10 protein-coding genes are annotated in these 13428 nt (G+C 48.1%); 6 read left to right on the forward strand and 4 right to left on the reverse strand.

What is annotated here, in order from left to right; genetic code table 11:
• Positions 1-74: 74 nt before the first annotated feature.
• The 6 genes from cobJ (at position 75) to DWW10_RS13675 (ending at position 8787) form a co-directional block, all read left to right on the forward strand.
• Complete coding sequence (cobJ, locus tag DWW10_RS13650; RefSeq protein ID WP_022393296.1) at positions 75-1493, forward strand: precorrin-3B C(17)-methyltransferase; 1419 nt, start codon at positions 75-77, stop codon at positions 1491-1493.
• Between the two features lie 11 nt (positions 1494-1504).
• Entirely contained in the window at positions 1505-2839 is a 1335-nt protein-coding gene (gene cbiE, locus DWW10_RS13655; RefSeq protein WP_118421659.1) for a precorrin-6y C5,15-methyltransferase (decarboxylating) subunit CbiE, read from the forward strand.
• Complete coding sequence (cobM, locus tag DWW10_RS13660) at positions 2836-4902, forward strand: precorrin-4 C(11)-methyltransferase (protein WP_118421658.1); 2067 nt, start codon at positions 2836-2838, stop codon at positions 4900-4902. Before cbiE ends, cobM begins: the two co-directional genes overlap by 4 nt.
• Before the next feature lie 255 nt (positions 4903-5157).
• The gene (gene cbiD, locus DWW10_RS13665; RefSeq protein ID WP_118421657.1) at positions 5158-7053 is read left to right on the forward strand and encodes a cobalt-precorrin-5B (C(1))-methyltransferase CbiD; all 1896 of its coding nucleotides are present in this window, start codon (positions 5158-5160) and stop codon (positions 7051-7053) included.
• Positions 7054-7158: 105 nt separating this feature from the next.
• Entirely contained in the window at positions 7159-7962 is an 804-nt protein-coding gene (gene kdsR / locus DWW10_RS13670; protein WP_118421656.1) for a 3-ketodihydrosphingosine reductase, read from the forward strand.
• A gap of 147 nt (positions 7963-8109) precedes the next feature.
• Complete coding sequence (locus DWW10_RS13675) at positions 8110-8787, forward strand: porin family protein (RefSeq protein ID WP_022209146.1); 678 nt, start codon at positions 8110-8112, stop codon at positions 8785-8787.
• A 1-nt stretch (position 8788) separates the two neighbouring features.
• Here DWW10_RS13675 and DWW10_RS13680 read toward each other — a convergent pair whose 3' ends face one another.
• The 4 genes from DWW10_RS13680 to DWW10_RS13695 are packed head-to-tail and all read right to left on the reverse strand — an operon-like array spanning position 8789 to position 13373.
• A complete protein-coding gene (locus DWW10_RS13680) occupies positions 8789-10150 on the reverse strand; it encodes an MATE family efflux transporter (protein WP_118421655.1) in 1362 nt (453 codons plus the stop codon).
• A complete protein-coding gene (locus DWW10_RS13685; protein WP_118421679.1) occupies positions 10147-11160 on the reverse strand; it encodes an ABC transporter ATP-binding protein in 1014 nt (337 codons plus the stop codon). Before DWW10_RS13685 ends, DWW10_RS13680 begins: the two co-directional genes overlap by 4 nt.
• A 24-nt stretch (positions 11161-11184) precedes the next feature.
• A complete protein-coding gene (locus DWW10_RS13690; protein ID WP_007213911.1) occupies positions 11185-12222 on the reverse strand; it encodes an iron ABC transporter permease in 1038 nt (345 codons plus the stop codon).
• Positions 12219-13373: an ABC transporter substrate-binding protein gene (locus tag DWW10_RS13695; RefSeq protein ID WP_118421654.1), complete on the reverse strand. Its 1155-nt coding sequence runs from the start codon at positions 13371-13373 to the stop codon at positions 12219-12221. Before DWW10_RS13695 ends, DWW10_RS13690 begins: the two co-directional genes overlap by 4 nt.
• Between the last annotated feature and the right edge of the window lie 55 nt (positions 13374-13428).

Here is a 13428-nt window from a genome sequence, read left to right on the forward strand (position 1 = left end):
GCCCTTTTTACACCCTTTTATACCCGAAATTTAGAGAATAGAATGTATCTTTGCACGATAGAAATATAAGCGATATGAAACAGCCAAAGATAATAGTTGCCGGCATCGGACCGGGCAGCGAACAAGACATTACGCCTGCGGTTCTGGAGGCGGTTCGCGAAGCGGATGTAGTAGTGGGATATAAATATTATTTCCGTTTTATCCAACCTTATCTCCACCCTGAAACAGAATGTATAGATACGGGCATGAAGCGGGAACGCACTCGTGCGGAACAGGCATTTGAATTGGCGGAACAAGGAAAAACGGTTTGTGTCATCAGTTCCGGCGACGCGGGGATTTATGGAATGACTCCGCTGATTTACGAGATGAAGCGGGAACGGAACAGCAACGTCGAAGTGATTGCTTTGCCAGGTATCAGTGCTTTTCAGAAAGCGGCTTCACTGCTGGGTGCTCCTGTGGGACATGATTTCTGTGTGATTTCCCTCTCCGACTTGATGACACCGTGGGAACGGATTGAGCGTCGCATCCGTGCGGCAGCCATGGCTGATTTCGTAACGGCTGTATACAATCCGAAAAGCGAAGGGCGGTATTGGCAACTCTATCGATTGAAAGAGCTGTTTCTCGCAGAAGGACGTGCTCCGGAGACTCCGGTAGGTTACGTACGCCAGGCTGGACGGGATGAACAGGAAGTGCATCTGACGACACTCGCCGATTTCAATCCCGAAGAAGTGGACATGTTTACGGTCATCCTGATTGGTAACTCGCAGTCTTATGCGTGGAACGGCAAGTTCATTACTCCCCGGGGATATTATAACCGTCCGGATAAAGATGAACAACCGACTAAGGGGATAGGTCAGGACATCATGATACAAAGTTTCCGGACCATTGAGTCGGAACTAAAGAATAAGAATATTCCTCTGGATCATAAATGGGCTTTGCTGCACGCCATCCATACCACGGCTGATTTTGAAATGGAAAAGCTGCTGTATACGGACAAAGGTGCTGTGGAAAAGCTTTATCAGAAAATAGCGGACGGTCGGTTGAAAACGATTGTTACGGATGTGACGATGGCTGCCAGTGGTATCCGCAAAGGAGCTTTACAACGGCTGGGGGTAGAAGTGAAATGTTATCTTTCCGATGAACGGGTAGCGGCAATGGCAGCGGAAAAAGGGATCACCCGTACACAAGCCGGTATACGTCTGGCGGTGGAGGAACATCCGGATGCCTTGTTCGTATTCGGTAATGCGCCGACGGCTTTGATGGAACTTTGTGATCTGGTACGTAAAGGAAAGGCTGTACCAAGCGGTATTATTGCTGCGCCTGTGGGTTTTGTACATGTACAGGAATCCAAGCACATGGTGAAGCCGTTCATGGAAATACCCAAACTGATAGTGGAGGGACGAAAAGGAGGAAGTAATTTGGCTGCAACGCTGGTGAATGCAATCTTGTGCTACAATGATGCGGAACAGTTAAGGCCGGGACGGGATGTTTAAATAGATACGCTATGATACGAAACTTTATCATCATAGGCATGGACGACAACCGGGAACCTTTCTTCCCGCCCGAAGTGCTGCGGCACATCCGGGAAGGAAAAGTTTTCTCCGGCGGCTTGCGGCATCGGGAGATTGTAGAGAAGTTACTTCCGGAAGGTGCGGAATGGATTTCCATAACAGTTCCACTGGATAACGTCTTTGCCCAATACGAAAATATTTTTGCAGACTTTGAGAAGAAGACTTCCGATGCATCGATTGTCGTATTTGCATCCGGAGATCCTCTGTTTTTCGGCTTCGCCAATACGGTAAAACGAAAACTGCCCGATGCAAAAATACGCCTCTACCCGGCTTTCAATTCCCTGCAAACATTAGCGCACAGACTGGTGATGCCCTACGACGATATGCGTACCGTCTCTCTGACAGGACGCCCGTGGCAGGAACTGGACAAAGCACTCATAGAACGTGCCCACAAAATAGGTGTACTGACAGATCGGGAGCATACCCCTGCCGCTATCGCCGCGCGAATGTTGGAATATGGATACAACTCCTACACCATGTACGTAGGCGAGCACCTCGGCAATCCCGAACGCGAGCGCATTCGCCGGATGAGTCTTGAAGAAGCTGAAAAAGAGACATTTGAGCATCCGAATAATTTGCTGCTCTGCTACGACACCCGTAGACGGTCAGCTACGGCACCCGTAGACGATCAGCTACGGCACCCGTATACGGTCAGCTACGACACCCATAGCAAGGAAGCTCTCCTCCCTATAGATAGTCAGCCCTCTATAACTGAACAGCCCCGCCCCTTCGGTCTTCCCGACGAACAATTTGCCCACTTGGACGGACGTGCCCGCATGATTACCAAAGCTCCGATCCGCCTCCTTACTTTGCAGGCATTGGAACTGAATCGCCGCCGTGTTTTTTGGGACATAGGTTTCTGCACAGGCTCTGTCTCCATCGAAGCCCGCCTGCAATTCCCGCATCTTACGGTTGTTTCGTTCGAGATACGTCCCGAAGGAGAAGAACTGATGCACATCAACTCCCACCGTTTCGGTGCGCCGGGAATCACATCCTTAATCGGAGATTTCCTGCAAACTGATCTGGAACCTCTCCCCCGCCCCGACGCTGTCTTTATCGGCGGACACGGTGGAAAATTAGAAAATATACTGGTACGCCTGAAAGAAGTATTGCAGCCCAACGGTTGCATCGTCTTCAACTCCGTGTCCGAAAGTAGTAAAGAGCTATTTCGTCAAGGAGTTCATGCCGCAGGAATGACCTTACATTCCTCCCTGCGTATCATCATCAACAATTTTAACCCTATAGAAATAATGAAAGCAACGATATGAAAACAGCTATCCTTTTAGTAACAGGCAACAGCCTCAGCCTGGCCGAGACACTGCACCAAGAAATGAACGACTCCGAAATATTCACACTCGAACATTTTCCCGGTTGCACTTATATCTCATCCCTTTCCGATTTCATAGAAGAGAATTTCGACGAATATGATGCATTCATCTTCATTTGTGCCATGGGCATTTGTGTCCGCACCATTGCCCCCCATGTAAAAGATAAGCACACCGACCCGGCCGTGATCTGCGTGGACAGCATGGGGCGCAATGCCATATCTGTATTGTCCGGTCACATCGGGCAAGCCAATAAAATCACCCAAGATGTCGCCCACATCTTAGGGGCGAATCCCGTCATCAGTACCTTGAGCGACAATAGCGGATTATGGGCTCTTGACACCCTCGGACAAGAGTTCGGTTGGGAGGTCTTGGTAGGTATGTCGCACGCATACTATAAAAATATAGAACTCCTCGAAGACGACGAAGAAGAAGAAAGCGATGAGGAGGAAGATTACAATGAAGAAGAAGAGGAATACGACGAAGAGGAGAAAGAGGATGACGAGGATGAGGATGAAGAGTACGATGAGGATGAGGATGAAGAGTACGACGAGGACGAGGATGAAGAGTACGACGAAGATGAAGATGAGGATGATAACAGTATCATACTTCAAATGAGGGACGGTACCAATTACAACGAGAGAACCAAGGAATTCAACGTCATCATTAACCTCTTCGTCAACAAATACCGTACCGCCCTATTACTAGAAATCCGCGATGAAGGCACTGACTACCTGGAACGTACCCGCCCCCAACACGTCGACGTCTATTACCATCGCAGCGACATGGATCTCAGCCAGTACAAACTGCTGATTATCGTCAGTCCCTTTATGTTCTTCGACCCCGCAATAGCCAACATACAGTATATTCCTAGAATATTGCATGTCGGCCTCGGGCTCGCACTCGATCCCCCCGAATTCGAAGAACTATTCGTCAACCTCGTTGTAGGCGCACCCGGTAAAAACATCTGCGCGCAAGCCATCAAAGAAGTAGCCACCATCGATGTGAAACGCAACGTAGAAGAGATAAAAATTTTACAGAAACTGGTCGACGTCCGCTTCTATACGGCCGAAGAACTGAGCCAGGTAGAAGTTCCCAATCCCAGCGCCACCGTACAAAAATACATGGGCACGCCCAGTGTATGCGAAGCAGCAGCCATACTCTCATCGCATCACGGCGTGCTATATGCCGAGAAATTCAAAGGCCTCAGCAATAAATCCACCTTCGCCATCGCCATCGAGAACGGATACCTGCGTCAAGGGCACATCGAAATCGTCGGCGCAGGTCCGGGTGATCCCGACCTCATCTCCGTGCGCGGAAGGCAAATGCTGGAAAAGGCAGATCTTATCCTCTACGCCGGCAGTCTCGTCCCCCGCGAACTGACATTCTGTGCCAAACCGGGTGCTACCGTCCGCAACTCAGCCTCTATGGACTTGGAAGAACAGTTTGCACTGATGAAGAAATTCTATGATGAAGGCAAATTCATCGTCCGCCTGCATACGGGTGATCCCTGCATCTACGGTGCCATTCAGGAACAGATGAACTATTTCGACCAGCATCACATGAGTTATCACATCACACCGGGCATTTCTTCCTTCCAGGCTGCTGCCGCTGCGCTGAAGTCTCAGTTTACCATTCCTGAGAAGGTGCAGAGTATTATCCTTACCCGCGGTGAAGGACGTACCCCCATGCCGGAACGCGAACAACTCCACCTGCTGGCACGCTCGCAAAGCACCATGTGTATCTTCCTCAGCGCCGGCATTGCCGAACAGGTTCAGGAAGAGCTCTTACAGGAATATCCCGAAACCACTCCCGTTGCCGTTTGCTACCACCTTACCTGGAAGGACGAACGCATCTATCGCGGAGAGTTGAAGGACCTTGCAAAGATTGTGAAAGAAAACAACCTAACGCTCACCACCATGATTGTCGTAGGTGAAGCCATCGACAACCGCGAAGGCCTTTCCCGGCTCTACGCCCATGAGTTCAAACATCTCTTCCGCAAATAACTGATAATTAATTGAAATATTGCAAATCATTTATACTGCCCATAAATAGAAGTATCTCAGTACTCCTCCTCCGACGGAGGAGGAGTACCCGTAAGGGGGGAGGTGGTAGATAAAGCAAAAATACCGATGAATCATAAAACAAAGGAACTCTTTTTCGCCTACCACCCCGCCCTACGGGCACCCCTTCCTTCCAGGAGGAGGGGAATTGAGATAGTCCCAATATAAACAGAACGTATCACTCAATAACTCAAAACAATGATATTAATACTAGGCGGAACCACCGAAGGACGCATCGCTGCCCGTACCCTTGAAGAAGCCGGAAAGCCATTCTACTACTCTACCAAAGGAGACGAACAGGAAGTAACTATGCACCACGGTATCCGCCTGCATGGTGCCATGGACGAACTGGACTTGGAGCGCTGTTGCCGGGAACATAACATTCAATTACTGGTAGATGCCGCCCACCCCTTTGCTATACAACTGCACCAGACCGTAGAGAAAGTAGCCCATACCCTGGATTTGTATGTCATCCGATTCGAACGTATTTATCCGCCACGCGATGAAGAACACATCACCTGGTGCGATGATTTTGAAGATGCCATTCGGCAAATCAAGAAAGAAGATATCTTCACCCTCCTGGCACTGACAGGCGTACAAAGCATCGCCAAGCTAAAGCCTCTCTGGCAGGAAAGTGCCTGTTGCTATTTCCGCATCCTTAACCGTGAGAGCTCCCGCCGTTTGGCCGAACGTGAAGGTTTTCCCGAGAAAAATCTGTATTACTACCATGCAGATGAAGACGAACGCATCCTATTACAGAAGTTGCGCCCCGAAGCCATACTGATAAAAGAAAGCGGACTGTCCGGAGGCTTCAATGAAAAAGTAAAAGCAGCCCTCGCAGAAGGCATCCGTATCTTTGCCATCCGCTGCCCGGACACGCCCGGAAGTTTCATCCCCATAGACGGCGAACACGGTCTGCGCCGAATGGTAGAAAATATTCTGCCCGACTTTTACCCCCTGCGTAGCGGACTCAGCACCGGGACTTGTGCCGCTGCTGCTGCCGTGGCCGCCACTTGGGACCTTTTCAACCTCGAACGGCGTCCACGCCCCGCAGTCTTTCCCGTTCTCCTCCCCAATGGCGAAACCATATACGTCCCCGTCGAAAAACAAAAATCCTGGCCCAACGCCGGTTTCCTGAACGGCAATTGGATGGCCGACGCTGAAGCTTCCGTCATCAAAGATGCAGGCGACGACCCCGACATCACCAACGGTATGGAAATCAGAGCCAACGTTGCCGTGCCCTTTCGCATGGACGATCCGGAACCCGAAGACACACCTGTAGATGACTATACGATCATAGTCTCCGGTGGCGAAGGTGTAGGCATCGTTACCATGCCCGGCTTGGGACTCGAAGTAGGTGGCCCCGCCATCAACAACACCCCACGCAAGATGATTGAGGACAACGTTAAGCTGTTCCTCAAGCATTTGAGAGTTCCTAAACAACCCAATCCTTTTGTTGTCACTATTTCCGTGCCGGGTGGCGAAGAGATAGCCCGGCGGACTTTTAATCCCCGTCTGGGTATAGAGGGCGGCATTTCTATCATCGGAACTTCGGGCATCGTGAAACCTTTCTCTTCCGAAGCATTTGTAGATTCCATCCGCAAATCCATGGAAGTAGGTCGGGCAACAGGAAGCCCGCGCATCGTCCTTAATTCCGGTGCAAAGAGTGAAAAGTATGTCCGGGGGTACTATCCCGAACTGCCTGCACAGGCATTCATTCATTACGGAAACTTCATTGGAGATACGATAAAGATTGCCGCAGATTTGGAAATTAAAGCGGTGACTTTGGGTATCATGATAGGAAAAGCCGTGAAGTTGGCAGAAGGCAATCTGGATACGCACAGCAAACAGGTGACGATGAATAAGGATTTCCTACGTGAAGTGGCCCTTTCTGCCGGATGCGGCGGGGAAACACTTGCAGTTATCGAAAAGATAACTTTAGCCCGTGAGCTATGGACATTGCTCTCTGCTGAAGATTTGCAAGCTTTTTGCTCCCGTTTACTCGAACTGTGCCATCAATATTGTGACCCGTTGCTGCCTGAAGGAGAACTAACGATTCTGCTCATTAGCGAAGAAGGGAAAATAATTACATAGAATAAAAAAACAAGTTTTACATGTAGTCTGTCAGGCTGAAAGCCCTACGCTATATAATGAAAGTCCTTCAGGCTATATGCGAAACTTAAATTAAAAACCTCAAATATGAAACACCCTCAAATAATCCTCGTCACCGGCGCTTCTTCCGGTTTTGGAAGAGTCATTGCTACACAGTTGGCTGCACAAGGACATATCGTTTATGGCTCCAGTCGGAAAGCAGTATCCAATAATCCCGGCTTCAAAATGTTGCAATTAGATATTACTGATCCTGCATCGGTATCCAACGCTATATCTACAATTCTAGAAGAGCAAGGCAGCATCGATGTACTTGTCAACAATGCCGGGATGGGTATCAGCGGAGCTATCGAACTCACTACCGAGGAAGAAATACAACGCCAGATGAATACGAATTTCACAGGTGCCGTCCGTATGTGTGCAGCAGTACTGCCTTTCATGCGCGAAGCCGGACACGGACGAATCATAAATATCAGTTCCATCGCAGGAGTTCTTGCCGTTCCCTTTCAGGCTTTCTACAGTGCATCCAAGTTTGCGATTGAAGGGTATAGTGAAGCACTTTATCAAGAAGTTAAGCCACTGGGTATACAAGTTTGCGTAGTCGAACCGGGAGATTTCCAGACTGGTTTCACAGCGCAGCGGCAAGTGAGCCAGACCACTCTCTCCCATCCACAATACGAAGAGAGTTTTGCAAAAGCCATGCGAAACGTAGAGCAATCTGAAAACAATGGTTGCCGACCGGAAAAGTTAGGCAAAGCAATCTGCAAACTAGTAAATAGCCGCCGCCCTACTTTCCGCACAAAAGTCGGTCCGTGGGAGCAAGTATTCTTTGCCCGCATCAAACCTATGCTGCCATTTAGTCTGGTAGATTGGTTGATCAGGAAATTCTATTAGTTAGTATAAGCTACGAGTGCCTTTCGGATATAACACAGCCACTCGTAGCCCGTAGCTTATAATATTCCCCCAACAGGAATTGTATGTAATCATATAATTTATATCTTTGCGAGCAAATAAACATCAACCCCTTACAAGGTTCAAGTAATGAAACAGACTATTCTCACTATTTTCTTTGCAATCATAGCATTGGGAGCAAATGCCCAATCCCCTATCTCCTTTCAGGTAAAAGCCGGAGTCGGTACCTCCAACTTCTATGGAGAAAATGTAGAAAGTGATACACGCATCGCCTACAAAGTAGGTGTCGGCATGAACTATGAGCTCAACCGCACATGGGTGTTTCAACCATCACTGAACTTTGTATCGATAGGTGCCCGTGAAGAAGTGGAATATGTAGGCAAAGTGAACATGAACGAGTTGTATATCCAGCTCCCCATCATGATGGCCGCCCGCCTCAACCTTGGAAAGAATTACAGTGCTTCCCTTAGTGCCGGTCCGTATATTGCCTATGGCGTAGGCGGAAAGACATCCGGTGAGATGGAGGAATATGATTACAGTAGTGAATACAACCCTAACAGAAGCTACAGATTCCGCATAGATACTTTCGGTAACCGGATAGATGACAAAATGGGAAACAAACGCTTCGACGCCGGCCTTATGTTCGGCCTCAACATAGAATATCACAAGTTTATATTCGGAGCAGAGCTTCAATTAGGAATGATCAAGGTAAACGACCAGCTGGATAACCTATTGCAATCATCCGGCATCGAGAAATTCTCTCCCAAGAATCTCGCTTCGTTCTTCACCGTAGGATACCGGTTCTGATTTACAACTGCTCCGCCTGCTTTCGTTTCATTTCGTTCAGTACACTGCATGTCAACGGTATGGCAAGAATGAACGTCAGAAGGTCAGCAACGGCCTGACACATTTCCACACCCTGCAACCCCAGATAGTGAGGCAGAATAAAAATCAGCGGAATAAAGAACAATCCTTGGCGGGCAGAAGAAATAATGGTAGCCTTTACCGGTTTACGAATCGTCTGTAACATCATATTGCTCATCACAATCCATGAACCCAACGGAAAAGTAATGAACTGCCAACGCAAAGCGGCAGCCCCTACTGCAATTACATCCGGGTCTCCTTTGCGGAACAAAGAAACAATCTCTTCTGCAAATCCCATGCCTGTCAGCGCACACACCAACAAGAAGATGAATCCCACCTTTACACAAAACCAGAATCCTTGACGGACACGCGCATACAATCCTGCACCATAATTGAAACCGCATACCGGCTGGAAACCTTGCCCAAAACCTATCAGAAATGCATTAATGAACATTGCGATACGGGTGACAATAGACATGCCTGCAATAGCCGCATCTCCATAAGCCCCGGCAGCCACATTCAGCAAAATAGTAGCTACACTCGCCAGCCCCTGACGGGCAAGCGAAGGAGTACCACCACCAATAATTTCCTTTATGAAAGCCAGTGAAGGTGTGAAGTTCCTGAAACGGATACGGATATTGCCCCCCTTTCTGCACATATACAACAACAGGGAGAAGCTACATATCTGACTGATGACCGTAGCCAACGCAGCACCCGATATCCCCATATCGAAGACAAAAATCAGAATAGGGTCCAGTATCACATTAATCACCGCGCCCGATACGATTCCTACCATCGCATACGCTGCATTTCCCTGAAAACGAATCTGATTGTTCAGTACTAACGAAGCAGTCATGAAAGGGGCACCCAGCAATATGATGCCCAGATATTTCTCCGTATAAGGCAGGATAGTAGGTGTAGAACCCAATGCTAACGACAACGGGGTAAGGAAGATAAGTCCCACCACTGCCAGAAATATACCCATAAACAACGCCCAGAAGAAACCGGTAGCCGCCATCTTCTCTGCATTCCCAGTCTCCTGCGCACCGAGTTTCCGCGAAATATAGTTCCCCGAACCGTGTCCGAAGAAAAAGCCCACCGCCTGAATTATGGACATGACCGAGAACACAATACCTACAGCCGCCGTCGACTGGGTATTGATCTTCCCCACAAAGTACGTATCCGCCATATTATAGAATGACGTAACCAACATACTGATAATCGTAGGTACAGCCAATGATACTATCAGACGGGGCACCGGGGTGGTAGTCAGATAGAGATAATTATCTTTTGTCGAATGTCTCATAGAATTTTCACAATCTCTGCAAGCAGTTCATCAATGGTTTGCACAGTCACCGCTTCGCCGTTTACCGGGTGCAGTACAAAAGTACCGTCCCCTTTCAAATTTCCCGTTTCAATATAAACGTCCGACTCCACGTTTCGGTTTGCCAGAATACCATTTCTTTGCAAAGCTTTCCGCACCATAGCATATTTTTGTCCATGCCCGACAATACGGATCTGGAAAGTATACTCATTGTTCACCCGGAATAATCCTGTCTCCAGATCAAACACAATTCCTTTACGGGCAAAGAAACTACTGAGCGTTCCATCCAGTGAAAGGTCTTCGGGAGTTCCGATAGTCACTCCGTTCACCTTATCCATCAACCAGATTTTATCCGCAATCTGCAAGGCAAGTTCCAGGTCATGTGTAGACAGGAAAATAGTCTTATCCGTCTGCCGACTCAGTTGATGGAGCAATTGCATCATTTCCACTTTACTCGGGAAATCAAGAAAGGCAGTAGGTTCGTCCAGGAAAATCACCGGAGTTTCCTGAGCCAGTGCCTTGGCAATCATCACTTTTTGTCGTTCACCATCACTCAGTGTATGCACCATGCGATGTGCCAGATGAGATATTCCGACCAGGTTGATAGCATGATCCACTACCTCTTTATCTTCTTTGGAGAGTGTTCCCCAGAAACCGGTATATGGACTGCGTCCCAGACCAATAAGTTCCACAGAAGTCATATTGCGGATGTCGCACTTCTCAGTCAGGACTACACTGATCACTTTTGAAAGTTGTTTGTCCGTATAAGAGCCAATCTCTTTTCCCTGTATACGTATTTCACCGGACAACTTCGGTTGAAATGCGGAAAGTGTACGCAACAATGTAGACTTCCCCACCCCGTTGGCACCCAACAGACAAGTCAACTCCCCGCTATTGATTCCGGCACAAATATCGCTTGCCACGACTTTCACATCTCCTTTACCGGGATAGCCAATGGATAGTTTCTCAATATGTATAGTTTCCTGTTTCAAGACCTCTTTATTTTCAATTCTCAATTATTCTTCCAGTTCCCCTTTACGCTTCCTGAAGAGCACGGATGCCACCACCGGAGCACCTACCAAAGCAGTCACCGAATTCACCGGTAAAGCTCCTTCAAATCCCGGCATACGGGCTATGAGGTTGCACACCAACGCCAACGAAGCTCCTACCAACAATGTGGCAGGCATCAGTATCCGATGATCGGATGTATGAAATATAGCCCGGCAAAGATGGGGAACAGCCAGACCGATAAACATAATCGGACCGCAATATGCCGTCACAATCGCTACCAGTACACCTGAACAGGAGATCACCAACAGGCGTGCCCGCTTGATGTTCAACCCCAGGTTCCGTGCATACCCATCGCCCAGCAGCAACAGGTTCATTGTCTTTATCAGCAGAAACGAAAGTGGCAACAAGACCGCCATGATACAGACAAACAGTATCATCTGATCCCCCGACACACGGGCAAAGCTACCCAGTCCCCAAATGACGTATGCACGAATATCTTCCTCCACACTGAAATATTTCAATACGCCGATAATGGCACTTGCCACATAACCAATCATCACACCGATAATCAGCAGCGTCACATTTCCCTTTACTTTCTGTGAAACGTATACGATAAGTGCCATTACGGACAGTGCTCCGATAATCGCTGCAATGGACAACGCCACTTCTCCCATATATCCGAGCTTGCTCAATGCCACACCGCCCATCGCTCCCGATAGCAATACCACACAGGCTACTCCCAGGCTGGCACCCGAACTGATACCCAACACTGACGGTCCTGCCAGCGGATTCCGAAAAACCGTCTGCATCTGCAAACCACTCACCGATAGCCCCGCTCCCGCCACCAATGCCGTCAATGCCTGCGGCACACGGGATTTCCAAATGATATTCTGCCAGATAATGGATTCATCCGTATTCCCCCATAAGATGTTCCAGACGGAACGAAAAGGAATATGGACAGAGCCTAACAGCAGATTCAGCAAGAAAAACAGGAATATAGATGCCAGTATCACCAACATCAGGAGCAGTGTCGGTCTTTTCATTGCAAACGTGCGTAGTATTTCGGTTGGTAATCAGGTAATAAATCGGGATGGAACGCATGGATCAGATCTTCCAGTACTATTTCCGGTTCCATCGGCATACTTTCGTAGAAAGGTTGCTCGCGCATATTGCAATAAATAACGCCTTTGTCACGGAATGCACGGAAGTCGGCATAACGGGGATCAAGGGACTTCAAAGCGTCATAAGAGAATGTACCGTCGTAACTATTCACAATACGCCAGTAATCGGCACTCTCCGCCTGACTGTATACTGTTTCAAAATCCAGTGTAACACCACCGGAACGGGGATCGTCTTTCAAGAAGTAATCGGCTCCTGCATCACGGAACAGTTCGGCCAGGAAGCTTTTACCACCTACTGCATACCAGTTTCCTCCACGTATCTCACCGCTGAATACTACCGGACGCTTCTTCACATCAGCAGCCAGTTGTTTCAGATCTTTATAATGCTTCTCTATAGCAGCAAATTTTTCATTTGCCTCCTCTTCCTGTCCAATAAACAAGCCGATGAATTTAATCCATTCCGCCTGTCCCAGCGGAGTCATTTCCTTATATCCCAGGTGCGGAACCAAAGGTATTCCGATTTCACGCATCGTATCATATCCGCCACGCTTAAAAGGGGAGATAAAGATGACATCCGGATTCACACTCATGATCACTTCATTATCAAAGTTACCTTCAATTCCTATTTTGGCAGTCTTACCCGACTTCAGGCGCTCATTCATTTCTTTGTTGAACAAATGGCGTGTACTGGTTATACCCACCACCTTATCGCAGGCTTCCAGTTTGATGAAATTGGATAATTGTAAAGAAGTCATGCAAATGGCACTGCGTACCGGTGTTTCAATCACGGTATAATCAGAAGGAATCCCTTCGGGTTTTGTTCCCCGGGGCACCAATGCATAATGGAAAGTATTACTACTTTCATTTTGAGGATCGCGCAAGTCCACCAAGCGGACATGATTGGGAAGATATTTCACCTCAAACCCTTGGGCATAGACCGGATAAATAGAGTCTGTGGCTGATGCAGAAGCTGTGGTAGCCTGTAGATCAGTAGAATTTTGTTTGTTTTTCGGGCCACAAGCTACACATAAAATACTTAAAAGGGAGACAGTTATTGCAGTAGTTCGTTTCATGACAATAAAAAGGTATAGAATTCGAGCACAATATTCGTCATTTTTGGGGAGATAC

The organism is Bacteroides intestinalis (assembly GCF_003464595.1).
In the GTDB taxonomy this organism is placed as follows: Bacteria; Bacteroidota; Bacteroidia; order Bacteroidales; family Bacteroidaceae; genus Bacteroides; species Bacteroides intestinalis_A.